This is a genomic window from Paenibacillus sp. FSL K6-2393 (assembly GCF_038002545.1).
Lineage (GTDB): Bacteria > Bacillota > Bacilli > Paenibacillales > Paenibacillaceae > Paenibacillus.
On the sequence record NZ_JBBOCU010000002.1, the window covers coordinates 55,511 to 73,595 of the forward strand.

An 18,085-nucleotide genomic window follows, 5' to 3' on the forward strand; every position below is an offset into this window, starting at 1 on the left:
GAGTACTCATATTGACAATAAGGGTTAACGTTGATAAGATGAAAATAATAAATACCTACTCGTTTACTCGGATATAAATGATTAACTTATGAACAAAGAAACTTTCGGAAACCTCCGCCCTGTCTAGAAATCTTAGCAGTAAGGGATGGATCAACAGGATTTCCGCAGTTCTTCTATAACAGCTAGAGGCTACCGGCCGCACAGTATAGGTTAACAGGACTCAAGTTTTATTCATCCACTAAGGAGGGCATTCATATGGCTAAAGTAGTTAATAACGTAACAGAACTCATCGGAGGTACTCCGCTTGTTCGTCTGAACCGTATCGTACCAGAAGGCAGTGCTGAAGTATTCGTGAAGCTGGAGTACCAGAATCCAGGTTCAAGCGTGAAAGACCGTATCGCAATTAGCATTGTGGAAGAAGCGGAAAAAGAAGGCAAGCTGAAACCGGGTGATACCATTATCGAAGCAACAAGTGGTAACACGGGAATTGGACTCGCGATGGTGGCTGCAGCCAAAGGCTACAAGTCCGTTATTGTAATGCCTGAGACGATGAGCTTGGAGCGTCGTAACTTGCTTCGTGCGTATGGTGCCGAGCTTGTGCTTACACCTGGAGCTGAAGGTATGAATGGTGCTGTTAAAAAAGCCGAAGAACTGCTCAAGGAAAATCCATCTTATTTCATGGCTGAGCAATTTAAAAATAAAGCCAACGTGAAGATCCACCGTGAAACGACTGGCCCTGAGATTGTTGAAGCAATTCAATCTGTGGGTGGTACGTTGGATGCTTTCGTTGCGGGAATTGGTACAGGCGGAACAATTACAGGTACAGGCGAAGTGCTGAAAGAAGCTTTCGCTGGTATTAAAATTGTTGCGGTTGAGCCAGCAGCTTCGCCAATTCTGGCGGGCGGCAAACCAGGACCACATAAGATCCAGGGGATTGGTGCCAACTTTATCCCTGAGATTCTGGATCAGGAAATCTATGATGAGATCATTCACATTGAGAATGATGATGCATTCGAGACGGCTCGTCAGGTAGCGAAGGAAGAGGGCATTCTGTCCGGTATTTCTTCCGGTGCGGCGATCCGTGCAGGTCTTCAGGTTGCGAAACAGTTGGGTGAAGGCAAGCGCGTTGTCGTAATCGTGCCAAGTAACGGCGAACGTTACCTCAGCACACCTCTTTACAACTTCGAAGGCTAAGTCTACAAATAACCAAACCAATCCTCCTTGCCCGTATGACGGGTATGGAGGATTTTTGGCGTAATGCTTTTAAAAGGGGCGGCGCTTTAGTATACTATCAGACAATAGAACTAGCGACAGATGGAGGGCGGCACACCGCAATGACACACCTGATGACAACATACGCCGACTGGATGGAGTGGGCTGAACAAGGCTGGACCATGATGCCCTATATCACGAAGTCGGATGAGGGACCGTATCATGGCGGGTTACCGTTATCGTGGGAGGCAGCTTGGGAGCAGGCGTCACCATACGCAATTGTGCTGGAGAATGGCAAAGGCGGGAGATATACATTTCTGGGACTAGACCCCGTATCCGTTATTTCCGGTAAGGGTCAAGAAGCGGTTATTTATAATGTGACGCAAGGAACCACCTCGACGGACAGCGGCAAGCCGCTTGATGTATTGAAGAGATGGACTGCCCCATATAGTGCACCCAAGGTTAATGGGGCTCCAGACTTTGGGGGTGGGTACGCAGGTTATCTCAGCTACGATGTAGCAAGATCATTGGAGAAGCTTCCAGTGTTGGCTGAAGATAACCCGGCTCTGCCGGATTATTGGTGGATGCGTTTTGAAGAAATATGGGCGTATGACCATGAGCAGCAGGCACTTTTCTGCATGGTTCATCTGGCTATAGAGCCTAACCGGAATGAAACTGATATCCGTAGCCTATATTTAGCGGCAGAAACACGAGCGACAGCGATGCAGCAAAGATGGCTTCATATTATGGGGGCTGCACAGGCCGAGGAACAACAACAGGCACTGGAACGCCGCAACAAGCAGGTCAATCGTACACCGCAGCCTGAAGATGCGGAAAGGGAATCGGAAGGATGGGAAACCTCCTTTCCCCAAGAGGACTTTGAACAGGCTGTACGCACAGTACAGGAATATATCAGGCAGGGCGATGTGTTCCAGGTGAATCTGTCCTTGAGACAGGAAAAGCGGCTTCATTCAAGCGCTGAGCATATTTATGAATGGCTGCGTCTCGTGAATCCATCACCGTATATGGGTATGCTGCGTAGTCCAGACTTTCAACTGGTAAGCGGATCTCCCGAACTTCTGGTCAAAGTGGAGAATGGCAGAGTCAGTGCACGTCCCATCGCAGGGACTCGAAGAAGGGGCCGTGATGAGGCAGAGGATAAGGCTATGGCGGATGAACTGCTGGGTAGTGAGAAGGAACGGGCGGAGCATATTATGCTCGTTGATCTGGAACGTAACGATATCGGACGGATTGCGGCCTACGGTTCAGTTCATGTGCCCGAATTGATGACCATCGAGAAGTATTCCCATGTCATGCATCTGGTTTCCCAAGTGGAAGGCAGGCTGGCAGAAGGGTTATCCGTATTTGATGTGATCGCTGCTACATTCCCGGGTGGAACGATTACAGGAGCGCCCAAGGTCCGCACCATGGAGATTATCGAGGAACTTGAGCCTGTGCGGCGTGGGCCTTATACGGGTTCCATCGGCTGGATGGATTACAGTGGAAATATGGAATTGAACATCGTCATTCGTACACTTGCCATTAAGGACGGCATTGGTTATGTACAGGCTGGGGCAGGGATTGTTATTGATTCCGATCCATATCGGGAATACAAGGAATGCCGCAACAAGGCAAGGGCCATGATGAGAGCTGTGAACTACAGCGAGGAAGCGGAAGCGAACAGAGCTGTCGAACAAGAACAAGCGAAACGAACAGAAGCTGTTAAATTAAAGTAAAATAAAACGAAGCAACCGTCATTAGCATTGACGGAAGATGAGGAGGAGCAGGCATATGATACTGGTTATCGATAATTACGATTCCTTCACGTACAACCTGGTTCAATATCTGGGTGAACTGGGTGAGACGGTGGAAGTTCGCCGCAACGATGAGATTGATCTGGCAGGCATAGAGGCACTGGCACCTGATCATATTCTGATCTCTCCGGGTCCTTGTACACCAAATGAAGCCGGCATTAGCCTGGCAGTCATCGAGCATTTCAAGGGAAGCATTCCGATCTTTGGTGTTTGCCTGGGGCATCAGTCCATTGGACAAGCGTTTGGTGGCAATGTCATTCGTGCGGAGCGCATGATGCATGGTAAAACATCCGAGATGCATCACAATGGGACATCGGTATTTGCCGGATTGCCATCCCCATTTACAGCTACCCGTTATCACTCCCTGATTGTCGAGCGCAGCAGCTTGCCTGACTGTCTTGAGATTACAGCGGAGACAGCTGAAGGTGAGATTATGGGTCTGCGCCACAAAGAATATGCGATTGAAGGCGTTCAGTTCCACCCGGAATCCATTATTACAGACCACGGACATCAGATGCTTCGTAACTTTTTGTCCCAACAAGTGAAGGTTTAACATGCTATATGCCGCGATAAACGGAGAGTTGGTCAATATGGCGGCGGCCGTGGTTCCTGTAACGGATCACGGCTTTTTGTACGGACTGGGACTGTTTGAGACGTTCCGGACGTATCAAGGTGTCCCATATCTTTTGGAACGGCATTTGGAGCGAATGTCTTCGGGGTGTAAGGAACTTGGCATTCCTTTTACAACGACCGTGGCAGAGGTGACAGATTGGATTGAACGTCTGATGCATGCGAACGGACTTCAGGATGCGTATGTACGTTATACGGTATCAGCCGGTGAAGCACCGCTAGGCTTACCTTCTGGTGACTATTCGAAGCCAAATCATATTATACTGGCAAAAGCATTACCTGAACCTTCTCCCTCTTTATATGAGTGCGGCAAAATGCTTCAACGGTTGTCTACGCCACGCAACACACCCGAAGGAGAAGTGCGGTTCAAGTCACTGCATTACATGAACAGCATTCTGGCGAAACGTGAGCTGAACGGGTACGGGCAGTATGTGCAGGGTGCAGAAGGGCTACAATTAACCCGTGATGGTCATATAGCGGAAGGGATCGTCAGCAATATATTTTGGGTACGGGAAAATGTACTCTACACGCCAGCACTCTCAACCGGCATTCTGCCGGGTATCACGAGAGCTGTGGTACTTGAGATCGCCACGCAGCAAGGAATTCCCTGCATAGAAACGTTAGCGGCTTGGGAGGATCTCCTGCAAGCCGATGAAATATTTCTAACAGGCTCGGTTGCCGAACTGGTTCCGGTTACGACTCTGCGGGATCAGGAGGGAGCCGAAACGATAATCAGTAACGGACATATAGGCCCAGTTACAGCAGTCCTTCTGGGTATGTACCGGCAGAAAGCGGGGTATACTTCATGACACTTACACCTGTCATCTATGAACGGAACTATGCATGGGGGCCAGCTGAGTTGAAGCTGGGGGCAAGAACACAGATTATGGGCATTCTTAACGTCACACCTGACTCGTTCTCGGATGGTGGGCGTTACACCAACGTGGAGCGGGCAGTTGCCCATGCCAAACAGATGATGGAGGACGGGGCGGACCTGATTGATATCGGCGGAGAGTCCACACGTCCAGGTTCAGATGCCGTGGACGCCGATGAAGAGCTGAGCCGGATCATTCCCGTTATTAAAGCATTGCATCAGCAAGCCCCGCATATTCCAATATCGGTAGACACGTATAAGGCCGATGTTGCACGTCAGGCTATTCTGGCAGGTGCCCATATCATTAATGATGTGTGGGGTGCCAAGGCAGATCCAGATATGGCCCGCACGGTAGCAGAGCTAGGGTGTCCCATCATTCTGATGCATAATCGGCAGGAGAGAAACTATCCCGATTATCTGAGTGATGTCGTCAGTGATTTGCAGGAGAGCATACAGATTACGCTGGGAGCCGGCGTGAAAGCAGAGCAAATTATCCTGGACCCGGGTATTGGTTTTGTGAAGGATATCGGAGAAAATCTGAAGCTCATGTCATCGCTCGGTTTGCTCAATGAAATGGGGTATCCCGTTCTGCTAGCCACCTCACGTAAAAGATTCATCCAGAACACCCTGGATGTTGGTGCGGATGATGCGCTGGAAGGAACGGCTGCGACCGTTGCATTTGGCATTGCCCAAGGCTGCCAGATGGTTCGGGTTCATGATGTGAAGCCGATTCGGCGGACGGCAGACATGTGTGATGCCATGTTATATGCTTCTCCGGGTCTACGGAAGAAATAATGCTGGCGGGTCCGAGTGACCCGACTAGTGAAAGCGCAGCATTTTTTCAAAGGCAAAGCAAAAAGATATCTTCAAAATAGAGAATTATTTCAATATATATAGAGGGCAGGCGGATCGTATGGATAGAATGGTATTGCATCGTATGGAGTATTACGGATATCATGGCGTTTTTGCAGAAGAACGGAAGCTTGGGCAGCGGTACTATATTGATCTGGAGATTGATATGGATCTGAGTGAAGCTGGACGTAACGATGATCTAACCAAAACAATCAATTATGCAGAGATCCATGAGTTGGTAAAGCAGATTGTTGAAAATAAATCATTCCAGTTAATTGAAGCCTTGGGCGAACATATTGCATCTTCTTTACTAGACACTTATACTATTATCAATGCATTGACAGTCAAGGTGACGAAGCCACATCCGCCATTCGATATTCATTTTGAGGGCGTAACGGTAGAGCTTCGCCGCACAAGAAAGTGAGAACCGATCATGATTGCACATTCGACCTCTGAATCTTCAGAGGCTTATATTGCTTTAGGGGCCAATTTGGGTGACCGGGAACAGACGCTGTTTGAAGCATTGTCTTTGCTGGATGAACACCCTCATATATCCGTTCTGCGTTGTTCTGCACTATATGAGACGGAGCCTGTAGGATATGTAGATCAGCCTGCGTTTCTGAATATGGCAGTCGCTGTACAGGTGATGCTGACACCGGAGCAGTTGCTCACGGAATTACTGGATATCGAGAACCGACTTGGACGTGTTCGTGATATTCGCTGGGGACCGCGCACCGTTGATTTGGATCTGCTCTGGATGCACGGTGAGACGCGAGATACCGAATTACTTCAATTGCCTCATCCTCGTATGGGAGAACGGGCTTTTGTGCTGGTCCCACTGTCGGATATCGTACCGGAGGGCGAGATTTCAGGTTTGTATACCTTTGTACACTCATCGTTGTCTGTACTGGATGGAAAGGATGGAATACAGCTTTGGAAAACATGCAATTGGCCAATCGAATCCGGGCATTCCGGAAGCTGAAAGGTTTAACACAACATGAACTTGCGGCCGAGACCGGCATCTCGCTGGCCATTCTGGGAACCATTGAACGGGGAAACCGTAAGGTATCACAGCAAGAGCTCGATCGAATTGCTGGTGTGCTGGCAATCAGTATCGAGGAGTTGCGGGGCAACTAGAACCCTTTCGGTTTCGTCATGTTACAACAACCAAGACACCGATCGAACTTTATATCGTGATATATACAGAATTAAAAAAGGAGTGGAACGACTACCGTGCTTAACATTGGTGGCATTGAAATGAAAAACCAGGTCGTACTTGCTCCGATGGCTGGCGTATGTAATCCGGCTTTTCGTTTGATCGCAAAAGAATTCGGAACAGGCCTCGTATGCGCGGAGATGGTGAGTGGCAAAGCCATTGTCCATGGCAACCAGCGTACACGTGAGATGTTGTTTGTAGATGAGCGTGAGAAACCGCTGAGCCTTCAGATTTTTGGGGGAGATCGTGATTCCCTTGTAGAAGCAGCCAAAATCGTGGACCAAGAAACCAATGCAGACATTATCGACATTAACATGGGATGCCCTGTGCCAAAGGTAACGAAATGTGATGCAGGTGCACGTTGGTTGCTTGATCCGAACAAAATCTATGAGATGGTATCCGCTGTTGTGGACGCGGTTGAGAAGCCGGTGACGGTCAAGATGCGTATCGGCTGGGACAACGAGCATATCTTCGCGGTTGAGAATGCGCTCGCGGTTGAACGTGCGGGTGGACAGGCGGTAAGTGTACACGGCCGTACGCGTGAGCAACTCTATACAGGCACGGCTGACTGGTCACACATCAAAGATGTAAAAGAGGCTGTCTCTATTCCAGTGATCGGCAATGGCGATGTCCATACACCAGAGGATGCACGCCGTATGCTGGATGAAACGGGTTGTGACGGAGTTATGATCGGTCGTGCTGCCCTGGGTAACCCCTGGATGCTGTATCGTACCATTCAATACTTAAGCACGGGGGAATTGCTTCCTGACCCGAATGGCGAAGAGAAGATCCGTGTTGCCATTCTGCACATGGATCGCCTGATCGCACTGAAGAATGAGACGGTTGCTGTACGCGAGATGCGTAAACACCTGGCTTGGTATCTGAAAGGCTTGAAAGGATCTGCTCGCATCAAGGACGTTATTATGGAAGGTACCAAGCGTGATGAGATGGTACAGATTCTGGAGAACTTTGTGAGTCAGCTGAAAAGCGAAGGCAATTTGGAGTCAGAACCGGTAATCGCCGGAAGTGCATCGTAATTAAGACTGTAAAACGTTTACAGCTATAGAGGACGTAACATTGACTTTTCGAGATCGTTCCCCTATACTTTCACAGTATAAATTCGCCATGTGCGTTAATTAAAGGCTAGTCATCAGGAGGAATATTCTATTTCTCTGGAGAACTTCATATAGTTTTGAAGATGTATGCGGGCGGAGCTATGTAATTGGCACTGATTCCGTTGCCGTACAATCCAAATTATTCCCATGACAGGAGAATCGGTTGAGATGAGCGACAAGGAAGTTATCCTTACACCAGAGGGACTTAAGAAGCTGGAAGAAGAACTGGAAACATTGAAATCAGTGAAGCGCCGCGAAGTGGCTGAACGGATTAAGGTAGCCATCGGGTATGGAGATATCAGTGAGAACTCTGAATACGAAGATGCCAAGAACGAACAGGCTTTCATTGAAGGTCGTATTATTACTTTGGAGAAAATGCTTCGGAACGCACGCATTATTAACAGTGATGAGATTGACACCGATGTCGTGAGTGTAGGTGCAACAGTTACTGTGGAAGATTTGGAATTCGGTGATATCACAGAATATACAATTGTAGGTTCTGCTGAATCTAACCCGCTTCAGAACAAGATTTCAAACGAAAGCCCTGTTGGTAAAGCGATCCTGGGCAAGAAAAATGGTACAGTTGTTGATGTAAGTGTGCCTGCTGGCGTAATTCAATATAAAATTGTAGATATTAAAAAGCTATAGTAACGAAGCAGTTGGGCACGGTAAACAAAAGCTTCCCTAGGGAAGCTTTTTCAACATTTGAGGAAGAGTGTCCTCACGGGATGCCTGCAATGTAAATAAGGAGATGAATACAGATCATGACGGATGAAGTCTTGAATCAGGAAACCGAACTTAGCGAGCTTTTACAAATTCGCCGTGACAAATTGGACGAGCTCCGCAAATTGGGAATCGACCCTTTTGGCCAAAAATACGTACGTACCGAAGAAGCCGGCTCCATTCTGAAGAAGTATGAAGAACTGACCAAGGAAGAGCTGGAAGAGAAGCACATCGAAGTCAGTATTGCCGGACGGATTATGGCGAAGCGGGGAATGGGTAAAGCAAGCTTCGCACATATTCAGGACCTGAGCGGCAGAATCCAGATCTATGTTCGTCAGGATAGCGTGCCTGAAGACAAGTATGCGGCATTTAGCCTGCTGGACCTTGGCGATATCGTTGGGGTAACAGGCGTGATCTTTAAGACCAAAACAGGTGAAACTTCTGTCAAAGTGAAAGATCTTGAAGTGCTGTCCAAATCGCTCTATCCGCTTCCGGATAAATTCCATGGTCTCACCGACGTAGAGCTGCGTTACCGCCAGCGTTATGTTGACCTGATTATGAGCCCGGATGTACAACAAACCTTTATCGCACGTTCCAAAATCATTCAATCGATGCGCCGTTACCTGGATTCCCTTGGATATCTGGAAGTGGAAACACCTACGTTGCATACGATCGCAGGAGGAGCTGCAGCACGTCCGTTTATTACGCATCACAATGCGCTGGATATGGAACTGTACATGCGAATCGCGATTGAACTTCACCTGAAACGTCTGATTGTTGGCGGACTGGAGAAGGTATATGAGATCGGCCGTGTATATCGGAATGAAGGTATGTCCACACGTCACAATCCGGAGTTCACAATGATTGAATTGTATGAGGCATATGCCGACTACAAAGATATTATGCAATTGACAGAGAACCTGGTTGCTCATATTGCACAGGAAGTACTGGGTACGCAAGTGATCCAGTATGGAGATTATGAAGTAGATCTTACACCGCAGTGGCGCCGTGTTACGATGGTGGATGCAGTTAAGGAAGTTGTGGGCGTAGACTTCTCCGTACACATGACGGATGAGGAAGCACACAACTTGGCGAAGGAACATAAGGTTCCGGTTGAAAAACATATGACATTTGGTCATATTCTGAACGCGTTCTTTGAAGAGTTTGTGGAAGAGACGTTGATTCAGCCGACATTCATTATGGGACATCCTCTTGAAATCTCACCACTGGCGAAGAAAAATGATGTAGATCCGCGCTTCACGGATCGCTTCGAATTGTTCATCGTTGGACGCGAACATGCCAATGCCTTCACAGAGCTGAATGATCCAATCGATCAGCGTCAGCGCTTTGAAGCACAGATGCTGGAGAAAGAACATGGGAACGACGAAGCTCATGAGATGGATGACGACTTCATCCGTGCGCTCGAATATGGTATGCCACCAACAGGCGGATTGGGAATCGGGGTTGATCGTCTGATCATGCTGCTTACCAACTCCCCGTCGATTCGTGACGTACTGCTCTTCCCGCACATGCGTCCTCGTACGCAAGATTAAATAAGGAACGTAGGATACGTTCATAATAGAAGAGGAACCTGCCGTTCAGTATGATGCTGGGGCAAGTTCCTCTTTAGGTTTACATAGACGCGAAAAATAAAGTTTGTCAGAAGGCCCTTGCTCACAGCACACCATTAGGGTAATACCGCGTCTTGAATTTGTTAGATTAACCTGTTCGTATTTTTGTTAAAAGAGGTGCCCTTCATGAAGTTCAGGCTTCACTTTGCCAAATTCTTATCTCCTCCGTTAATTCTGGTCGGTGGTTTTCTGCTTATTATTGCGATTGGAACGGTGCTTCTCATGTTGCCAATCTCCAACCAAAGCGGTAAGCATTTGGCGTTTATTGACGCGCTTTTTACATCAACCTCTGCCGCATGTGTGACTGGACTTGTCGTTGTGGATGTAGGGACGACCTTTAATTTGTTTGGTCAGATCGTCATTATGGTATTAATGCAGCTTGGTGGACTCGGCTTCATGACCATGGCTACCCTCTTTGCGCTTGTATTGGGCAAGCGAATCTCACTCAAGGACAGATTGTTACTCAAAGAAGCCATTAATGCAGACAGTATGGAAGGGATAGTACGCATTATCCGCAAGGTGTTGATTTTCTCCTTTACCATTGAAGGGGTGGCTGCTGTCATACTAGCGCTGCGCTGGGCAACGGAGATGCCATTGGGTCAGGCCGTATACTATGGAATATTCCACTCTGTTTCATTATTTAATAATGGCGGATTTGATCTGTTCGGCAATAGCTTTCAATACTACACCGGAGACTGGATATTCAACCTGACTGCTTCCGTGCTCGTTATCTCTGGTGGACTAGGTTTTGTTGTATTAAATGATCTGTTTGAGTATCGCAAACGCCGTCGTCTATCCCTACAGTCGAAACTGGTGCTGTCTGTGTCGGGAGCGCTGATTGGTATAGGGGCGATTGTGTTATTTGTTTTCGAATTTACCAACGGACATACGCTGGCTTCACTCACCTGGAGCGAGAAAATCTATGCGTCTTTCTTCCAGTCTGTCTCTACACGTTCGTCTGGGACAAGCACCATCGATATTACGGAGATGAGGCAGGCTACCCAGTTTTTCTTTATCTTGCTGATGTTTATCGGGGCATCCCCGGGATCGACCGGGGGCGGGATCAAGACAACTACATTCCTGATCATGATTGGTGCAGTGTATGCCATGATTCGGGGAAATAAGGATATCGTGTTTTTCCGCCAACGTGTTCCGAAAGAATTGCTGATGAGGGCGCTGACCATTATTATGGTTTCTCTGATCATATTCATGATCGTGGTGATGCTTCTGCTTACGACAGAGGATGCGCCATTCCTTTCACTGATGTTTGAAGCTGCATCCGCAATTGGTACCGTGGGTCTTTCCGTGGGAGTGACTGATGAGTTGACCAATTGGGGAAAAATTATTATTACCTTTACCATGTTTGTAGGTCGGATTGGGCCATTAACCATCGCGTATGCCCTTCGTCCGCGCAAAGAGAAGAAACTGTATCGTCATCCGGAAGGCCGGATCATTATCGGATAAAAAGAAAAACCGTCAGACATTCAGAACTAACTCCTGTTATCGTAACGGGCCTTAGTCACAACGAATGTGCTGCGGTTTTTTTGGTTTAACGGCACAAGGCGGCAAGATGCAAAGTGAGAACATCGTCCATGAGCTGGGCATTCATCTGATCCGGTCTAAGCACGGTATGTATGCCTAAGCCATCCACCAGTGCATACAATCTCTCGATCTCCAGTTCTTTGTCCAGATCGGGTCTGGAGAGGTCGAGCTTTATCAGGTAGTTGATAACAGAACCTACAGCTTGTCTGAGTTCATCATATACGGTATTAGCAAGTTCTTTGAGTGTAGGATCGGTTTTGGATCTGGCTGTAAAAGCGTACCACACCTCCATATCGGCCAGTTTTTCTTCTGTGTTTGGTAAGAATTCGAGCAATAGGCATTTCATATTGTCCATGGGAGAGCCGGTAAAGGACATTTTTTGGACTCGATGGGACACCCGTTCAGATACCAAATTCATGGCATATAGTAGTAGTTCCGATTGAGTAGAAAAGTAGTGACGCATTGAGCCAACCGAAACTCCAGCTTCTTCAGCGATATTTCGAACAGAGGCCTGTTCCATGCCATCTTTTCGTATAATACGCCAAGCCGCCTCTGCTACGAGCACGCGCTGTTTATCATGATCAACAATTTTAGGCATAGGTGTATTATATCACTATTGATTATTATAATACAAACGTGCTAAATTATATTTAATACATTTGTATCAAAAAAAGGAGAGGCTGAAATGATTGGTTATTTCATTATAGGTTGTGAGATTGCCTTTTGGGTGTTTGTGTTCACGGGTCTGAGTGTCAGGTATCTCCTTGGCATGAAGCGGTTAGGCATCGGTTTGTTAATGGCGACGCCGATTATCGATCTGTTATTGCTTGTTGCTACAGTTATGGATCTACAGCGAGGAGCTACAGCAAGTATAATTCATGGTATAGCTGCGGTGTATATAGGAGTAAGCATTGCTTATGGTCACCAGATGATCGCTTGGGCGGATCGATATTTCCTATATTGGTTCAAGAGTGGGGAGAACCCTCGCAGCAACAAGTTATATGGTAGAGAACATGCGAGTCGTGAGCGTAGTGGATGGTTTAGACATCTATTGGCTTGGGCAATAGGCAGTGCTTTTCTATTAGCCATGATATGGTGGGTTGGAGATGCTGAACGTACAGCTGTCTTCAATAATCTGATCAAAGTGTGGGGAATGATACTCGGAATCGATTTTGTGATAAGCTTTAGTTACAGTTTATGGCCAAGAAAGGTTCCTGCTAGGAATGTTAAACATTAAAGTGAAAATGGACGTGCGTATGAACTTGCTAAGTTGGGAGAGTACCATATGTACGTCTGTATTAGATCAAACCGATTGTTAATATAGTTTCAAAAAAAGACTTGCATTCAAAATCTGTACATGGTATATTCTAATTCCGGCCAATAAAACACGGTTTACACGGTGCGGCAAGCAAACGAAATAAGCTTCGAAAGAAACTTAAAAAAAGAGCTTGCAAAGTTGGTTCGGATGTGATAAGATATAAAAGTTGCTGAAGAGAATGACATTCGGTAGCGAAACAAGTTTGATCTTTGAAAACTGAACAACGAGTGAGTAAACATTCTGCTTGCAGAATGAACGCGAAAGTTTGAGACAAGCCTTGGCTTGAATCGACCGGAGCACAAATGAGATTTTTAATCTCGTCAGATTCAAAATGAGCTTATCGCTCTTTTCAATACTTTATTGGAGAGTTTGATCCTGGCTCAGGACGAACGCTGGCGGCATGCCTAATACATGCAAGTCGAGCGGACTTGAAGAGAAGCTTGCTTCTCTGATAGTTAGCGGCGGACGGGTGAGTAACACGTAGGCAACCTGCCCTCAAGTTTGGGACAACTACCGGAAACGGTAGCTAATACCGAATAGTTGTTTTCTTCGCCTGAAGGAAACTGGAAAGACGGAGCAATCTGTCACTTGGGGATGGGCCTGCGGCGCATTAGCTAGTTGGTGGGGTAACGGCTCACCAAGGCGACGATGCGTAGCCGACCTGAGAGGGTGATCGGCCACACTGGGACTGAGACACGGCCCAGACTCCTACGGGAGGCAGCAGTAGGGAATCTTCCGCAATGGGCGAAAGCCTGACGGAGCAATGCCGCGTGAGTGATGAAGGTTTTCGGATCGTAAAGCTCTGTTGCCAGGGAAGAACGCTTGGGAGAGTAACTGCTCTCAAGGTGACGGTACCTGAGAAGAAAGCCCCGGCTAACTACGTGCCAGCAGCCGCGGTAATACGTAGGGGGCAAGCGTTGTCCGGAATTATTGGGCGTAAAGCGCGCGCAGGCGGTCATTTAAGTCTGGTGTTTAATCCCGGGGCTCAACCCCGGATCGCACTGGAAACTGGGTGACTTGAGTGCAGAAGAGGAGAGTGGAATTCCACGTGTAGCGGTGAAATGCGTAGATATGTGGAGGAACACCAGTGGCGAAGGCGACTCTCTGGGCTGTAACTGACGCTGAGGCGCGAAAGCGTGGGGAGCAAACAGGATTAGATACCCTGGTAGTCCACGCCGTAAACGATGAGTGCTAGGTGTTAGGGGTTTCGATACCCTTGGTGCCGAAGTTAACACATTAAGCACTCCGCCTGGGGAGTACGGTCGCAAGACTGAAACTCAAAGGAATTGACGGGGACCCGCACAAGCAGTGGAGTATGTGGTTTAATTCGAAGCAACGCGAAGAACCTTACCAGGTCTTGACATCCCTCTGACCGGTACAGAGATGTACCTTTCCTTCGGGACAGAGGAGACAGGTGGTGCATGGTTGTCGTCAGCTCGTGTCGTGAGATGTTGGGTTAAGTCCCGCAACGAGCGCAACCCTTATATTTAGTTGCCAGCACTTCGGGTGGGCACTCTAGATAGACTGCCGGTGACAAACCGGAGGAAGGTGGGGATGACGTCAAATCATCATGCCCCTTATGACCTGGGCTACACACGTACTACAATGGCCGGTACAACGGGCTGCGAAATCGCGAGATGGAGCCAATCCCAACAAAGCCGGTCTCAGTTCGGATTGCAGGCTGCAACTCGCCTGCATGAAGTCGGAATTGCTAGTAATCGCGGATCAGCATGCCGCGGTGAATACGTTCCCGGGTCTTGTACACACCGCCCGTCACACCACGAGAGTTTATAACACCCGAAGTCGGTGGGGTAACCGCAAGGAGCCAGCCGCCGAAGGTGGGATAGATGATTGGGGTGAAGTCGTAACAAGGTAGCCGTATCGGAAGGTGCGGCTGGATCACCTCCTTTCTATGGAGAATCGTTTCCTGCAACGGAAACATTCAAATAGCAGACTAGATCTGCACAAACTACTCACTCGTTGTTCGGTTTTGAGAGCTCAAACTCTCAAAACAGCTTGCTTTTGCATGGAGCTTGTTCTTTGAAAACTAGATATCGAAACGAAACAAACGCGAATTAGAACATTCCTTTAAGCTGATCTTGTGTAAACAAGTGAAGTGTTTATAAGGTAGATTGCATGAGCGAGTGATCGAAATGGAACGACTTTTGGATTTGCGCAAGCAAACCAAGCGGAGTGACAGCTCGAACACGAGCGATATGGTTAAGCTACTAAGAGCACACGGAGGATGCCTAGGCGCTAGGAGCCGATGAAGGACGTGGCGAACAACGAAACTGCCTCGGGGAGCTGTAAGCAAGCTTTGATCCGGGGGTGTCCGAATGGGGAAACCCAGCTGGGGTAATTTCCAGTTACTCATAACTGAATACATAGGTTATGTAGAGGCATACCAGGGGAACTGAAACATCTAAGTACCCTGAGGAAGAGAAAACAATAGTGATTCCGTCAGTAGCGGCGAGCGAACGCGGAGAAGCCCAAACCAGAGAGCTTGCTCTTTGGGGTTGTGGGACGTCTCACATGGAGTTACAAAGGAACCGGTTAAGCGAAGAGGTCTGGAAAGGCCCGCCAAAGAAGGTAAAAGCCCTGTAGTTGAAAGTCTGTTCCCTCCGAGACGGATCCCGAGTAGTGCGGGGCACGTGAAACCCCGTATGAATCCGGCAGGACCATCTGCCAAGGCTAAATACTTCCTAGCGACCGATAGTGAAGCAGTACCGTGAGGGAAAGGTGAAAAGCACCCCGGAAGGGGAGTGAAATAGAACCTGAAACCGTGTGCTTACAAAAAGTCAGAGCCCGTTTTAGGGGTGATGGCGTGCCTTTTGTAGAATGAACCGGCGAGTTACGTTCCCGTGCAAGGTTAAGGTGAAGAGCCGGAGCCGCAGCGAAAGCGAGTCTGAATAGGGCGACTTAGTACGTGGACGTAGACCCGAAACCGGGTGATCTACCCCTGTCCAGGGTGAAGGTGCGGTAACACGCACTGGAGGCCCGAACCCACGCATGTTGAAAAATGCGGGGATGAGGTGGGGGTAGCGGAGAAATTCCAATCGAACTCGGAGATAGCTGGTTCTCCCCGAAATAGCTTTAGGGCTAGCCTCGGAAAACAGAGTCGTGGAGGTAGAGCACTGATTGGGTGCGGGGCCCGCAAGGGTTACCAAGCTCAGTCAAACTCCGAATGCCATAGACTTACTTCCGGGAGTCAGACAGTGAGTGCTAAGATCCATTGTCAAAAGGGAAACAGCCCAGACCATCAGCTAAGGTCCCCAAGTGTGTGTTAAGTGGGAAAGGATGTGGAGTTGCACAGACAACCAGGATGTTGGCTTAGAAGCAGCCACCATTGAAAGAGTGCGTAATAGCTCACTGGTCGAGTGACTCTGCGCCGAAAATGTAACGGGGCTAAACACACCACCGAAGCTATGGCTTGATGCTTTGCATCAGGGGTAGGGGAGCGTTGTATAAGGGTTGAAGGTGTACCGTAAGGAGCGCTGGACATTATACAAGTGAGAATGCCGGTATGAGTAACGAAAAGATCAGTGAGAATCTGATCCGCCGAAAGCCTAAGGGTTCCTGAGGAAGGCTCGTCCGCTCAGGGTAAGTCGGGACCTAAGGCGAGGCCGAAAGGCGTAGTCGAAGGACAACAGGTCGAAATTCCTGTACCACCGTAAGCCGTTATGAGCAATGGGGGGACGCAGTAGGGTAGTGACGCGGACTGATGGATGTCCGTCTAAGCAGTGAGGCTGATGTGTAGGCAAATCCGCACATCATTAAGGCTGAGCTGTGATGGGGAGCGAAAATTATAGTAGCGAAGGTCATGATCTCACACTGCCAAGAAAAGCCTCTAGCCAGGTGAAGGTGCCCGTACCGCAAACCGACACAGGTAGGCGAGAAGAGTATTCTAAGGCGCGCGGAAGAACTCTCGTTAAGGAACTCGGCAAAATGACCCCGTAACTTCGGGAGAAGGGGTGCCCCGGTAGTGTGAATAGCACGAGGGGGCCGCAGTGAAAAGGCCCAAGCGACTGTTTAGCAAAAACACAGGTCTGTGCGAAGCCGTAAGGCGAAGTATACGGGCTGACGCCTGCCCGGTGCTGGAAGGTTAAGGGGAGTGGTTAGGGAGCAATCCCGAAGCTGTGAACCGAAGCCCCAGTAAACGGCGGCCGTAACTATAACGGTCCTAAGGTAGCGAAATTCCTTGTCAGGTAAATTCTGACCCGCACGAATGGCGTAACGACTTGGGCGCTGTCTCAACGAGAGATCCGGTGAAATTTTAATACCTGTGAAGATGCAGGTTACCCGCGACAAGACGGAAAGACCCCATGGAGCTTTACTGCAGCTTGATATTGAATTTGGGTACGATCTGTACAGGATAGGTGGGAGCCTTTGAAACGTGAGCGCCAGCTTGCGTGGAGGCAACGTTGGGATACCACCCTGATCGTATCTAGGTTCTAACCTGGTACCGTAATCCGGTGCGGGGACAGTGTCAGGTGGGCAGTTTGACTGGGGCGGTCGCCTCCTAAAGAGTAACGGAGGCGCCCAAAGGTTCCCTCAGAATGGTTGGAAATCATTCGAAGAGTGCAAAGGCATAAGGGAGCTTGACTGCGAGACCTACAAGTCGAGCAGGGACGAAAGTCGGGCTTAGTGATCCGGTGGTACCGCATGGAAGGGCCATCGCTCAACGGATAAAAGCTACCCTGGGGATAACAGGCTTATCTCCCCCAAGAGTCCACATCGACGGGGAGGTTTGGCACCTCGATGTCGGCTCATCGCATCCTGGGGCTGAAGTAGGTCCCAAGGGTTGGGCTGTTCGCCCATTAAAGCGGTACGCGAGCTGGGTTCAGAACGTCGTGAGACAGTTCGGTCCCTATCTGTCGTGGGCGTAGGAAATTTGAGAGGAGCTGTCCTTAGTACGAGAGGACCGGGATGGACGTACCGCTGGTGTACCAGTTGTTCCGCCAGGAGCACCGCTGGGTAGCTATGTACGGACGGGATAAACGCTGAAAGCATCTAAGCGTGAAGCCCCCCTCAAGATGAGATTTCCCAGTATGTAAGACCCCTTGAAGACGACGAGGTAGATAGGCTGGGGGTGGAAGTGCAGCAATGCATGGAGCTGACCAGTACTAATCGGTCGAGGGCTTATCCAAATATGCAAGTT

14 protein-coding genes and 2 rRNA genes are annotated in these 18,085 nt (G+C 48.7%); 15 read left to right on the forward strand and 1 reads right to left on the reverse strand.

Features of this window, described 5'->3' with window-relative positions; genetic code table 11:
- Positions 1-255 precede the first annotated feature (255 nt).
- The 12 genes from cysK (at position 256) to MHI14_RS27405 (ending at position 11,531) form a co-directional block, all read left to right on the forward strand.
- Positions 256-1,194: a cysteine synthase A gene (cysK, locus tag MHI14_RS27350; RefSeq protein ID WP_036668448.1), complete on the forward strand. Its 939-nt coding sequence runs from the start codon at positions 256-258 to the stop codon at positions 1,192-1,194.
- 140 nt (positions 1,195-1,334) lie between these two features.
- Positions 1,335-2,948 (forward strand): anthranilate synthase component I family protein, encoded by a 1,614-nt coding sequence (locus tag MHI14_RS27355; RefSeq protein ID WP_341131776.1) that lies wholly within the window; start codon positions 1,335-1,337, stop codon positions 2,946-2,948.
- A 55-nt stretch (positions 2,949-3,003) separates the two neighbouring features.
- Complete coding sequence (pabA, locus tag MHI14_RS27360) at positions 3,004-3,579, forward strand: aminodeoxychorismate/anthranilate synthase component II (RefSeq protein WP_124118817.1); 576 nt, start codon at positions 3,004-3,006, stop codon at positions 3,577-3,579.
- Position 3,580: 1 nt separating this feature from the next.
- A complete protein-coding gene (locus MHI14_RS27365; RefSeq protein WP_341131777.1) occupies positions 3,581-4,465 on the forward strand; it encodes an aminotransferase class IV in 885 nt (294 codons plus the stop codon).
- The gene (gene folP, locus MHI14_RS27370; protein WP_341131778.1) at positions 4,462-5,325 is read left to right on the forward strand and encodes a dihydropteroate synthase; all 864 of its coding nucleotides are present in this window, start codon (positions 4,462-4,464) and stop codon (positions 5,323-5,325) included. Before MHI14_RS27365 ends, folP begins: the two co-directional genes overlap by 4 nt.
- 118 nt (positions 5,326-5,443) lie before the next feature.
- Complete coding sequence (folB, locus tag MHI14_RS27375) at positions 5,444-5,806, forward strand: dihydroneopterin aldolase (RefSeq protein ID WP_062838071.1); 363 nt, start codon at positions 5,444-5,446, stop codon at positions 5,804-5,806.
- A 9-nt stretch (positions 5,807-5,815) separates the two neighbouring features.
- Entirely contained in the window at positions 5,816-6,364 is a 549-nt protein-coding gene (folK, locus tag MHI14_RS27380; protein WP_091039135.1) for a 2-amino-4-hydroxy-6-hydroxymethyldihydropteridine diphosphokinase, read from the forward strand.
- Positions 6,325-6,519, forward strand: a complete 195-nt coding sequence (locus MHI14_RS27385; protein ID WP_036668438.1) for a helix-turn-helix domain-containing protein — start codon at positions 6,325-6,327, stop codon at positions 6,517-6,519. Before folK ends, MHI14_RS27385 begins: the two co-directional genes overlap by 40 nt.
- A 96-nt stretch (positions 6,520-6,615) precedes the next feature.
- Positions 6,616-7,635 (forward strand): tRNA dihydrouridine synthase DusB, encoded by a 1,020-nt coding sequence (dusB, locus tag MHI14_RS27390; protein ID WP_091039137.1) that lies wholly within the window; start codon positions 6,616-6,618, stop codon positions 7,633-7,635.
- Positions 7,636-7,881: 246 nt separating this feature from the next.
- Positions 7,882-8,361 carry a transcription elongation factor GreA gene (gene greA, locus MHI14_RS27395; RefSeq protein WP_076216743.1) on the forward strand — a complete coding sequence of 160 codons (480 nt, stop codon included), beginning with the start codon at positions 7,882-7,884 and terminating at the stop codon, positions 8,359-8,361.
- Positions 8,362-8,477: 116 nt separating this feature from the next.
- Positions 8,478-9,989 carry a lysine--tRNA ligase gene (gene lysS, locus MHI14_RS27400; protein ID WP_047844500.1) on the forward strand — a complete coding sequence of 504 codons (1,512 nt, stop codon included), beginning with the start codon at positions 8,478-8,480 and terminating at the stop codon, positions 9,987-9,989.
- A gap of 204 nt (positions 9,990-10,193) precedes the next feature.
- On the forward strand, positions 10,194-11,531 hold the full coding sequence (locus MHI14_RS27405; protein ID WP_091039139.1) for a TrkH family potassium uptake protein: 1,338 nt from the start codon (positions 10,194-10,196) through the stop codon (positions 11,529-11,531).
- Positions 11,532-11,616: 85 nt separating this feature from the next.
- Here MHI14_RS27405 and MHI14_RS27410 read toward each other — a convergent pair whose 3' ends face one another.
- Complete coding sequence (locus tag MHI14_RS27410; protein ID WP_341131779.1) at positions 11,617-12,207, reverse strand: TetR/AcrR family transcriptional regulator; 591 nt, start codon at positions 12,205-12,207, stop codon at positions 11,617-11,619.
- Positions 12,208-12,294: 87 nt separating this feature from the next.
- Here MHI14_RS27410 and MHI14_RS27415 point away from each other — a divergent pair, with 87 nt between their 5' ends.
- The 3 genes from MHI14_RS27415 to MHI14_RS27425 all read left to right on the forward strand — a co-directional run bounded on the left by MHI14_RS27415 (position 12,295) and on the right by MHI14_RS27425 (position 18,074).
- On the forward strand, positions 12,295-12,846 hold the full coding sequence (locus MHI14_RS27415) for a hypothetical protein (protein ID WP_091039144.1): 552 nt from the start codon (positions 12,295-12,297) through the stop codon (positions 12,844-12,846).
- Positions 12,847-13,284: 438 nt separating this feature from the next.
- Positions 13,285-14,837, forward strand: a 16S ribosomal RNA gene (locus MHI14_RS27420).
- A 308-nt stretch (positions 14,838-15,145) separates the two neighbouring features.
- Positions 15,146-18,074 (forward strand): 23S ribosomal RNA (locus tag MHI14_RS27425).
- Together the 16S and 23S rRNA genes form the textbook arrangement of a ribosomal RNA operon.
- The last annotated feature ends 11 nt before the right edge of the window (positions 18,075-18,085 follow it).

What these genes read in the sequence shown, in the direction of transcription:
- lysS (WP_047844500.1), top strand. Translation starts at nt 8,478, where the DNA reads ATGACGGATGAAGTCTTGAATCAGGAAACCGAACTTAGCGAGCTTTTA.
- folB (WP_062838071.1), top strand. Translation starts at nt 5,444, where the DNA reads ATGGATAGAATGGTATTGCATCGTATGGAGTATTACGGATATCATGGC.
- cysK (WP_036668448.1), top strand. Translation starts at nt 256, where the DNA reads ATGGCTAAAGTAGTTAATAACGTAACAGAACTCATCGGAGGTACTCCG.
- MHI14_RS27385 (WP_036668438.1), top strand. Translation starts at nt 6,325, where the DNA reads ATGCAATTGGCCAATCGAATCCGGGCATTCCGGAAGCTGAAAGGTTTA.
- greA (WP_076216743.1), top strand. Translation starts at nt 7,882, where the DNA reads ATGAGCGACAAGGAAGTTATCCTTACACCAGAGGGACTTAAGAAGCTG.
- pabA (WP_124118817.1), top strand. Translation starts at nt 3,004, where the DNA reads ATGATACTGGTTATCGATAATTACGATTCCTTCACGTACAACCTGGTT.
- folP (WP_341131778.1), top strand. Translation starts at nt 4,462, where the DNA reads ATGACACTTACACCTGTCATCTATGAACGGAACTATGCATGGGGGCCA.
- MHI14_RS27365 (WP_341131777.1), top strand. Translation starts at nt 3,581, where the DNA reads ATGCTATATGCCGCGATAAACGGAGAGTTGGTCAATATGGCGGCGGCC.
- MHI14_RS27415 (WP_091039144.1), top strand. Translation starts at nt 12,295, where the DNA reads ATGATTGGTTATTTCATTATAGGTTGTGAGATTGCCTTTTGGGTGTTT.
- folK (WP_091039135.1), top strand. Translation starts at nt 5,816, where the DNA reads ATGATTGCACATTCGACCTCTGAATCTTCAGAGGCTTATATTGCTTTA.
- MHI14_RS27405 (WP_091039139.1), top strand. Translation starts at nt 10,194, where the DNA reads ATGAAGTTCAGGCTTCACTTTGCCAAATTCTTATCTCCTCCGTTAATT.
- MHI14_RS27410 (WP_341131779.1), bottom strand. Translation starts at nt 12,207, where the DNA reads ATGCCTAAAATTGTTGATCATGATAAACAGCGCGTGCTCGTAGCAGAG.
- MHI14_RS27355 (WP_341131776.1), top strand. Translation starts at nt 1,335, where the DNA reads ATGACACACCTGATGACAACATACGCCGACTGGATGGAGTGGGCTGAA.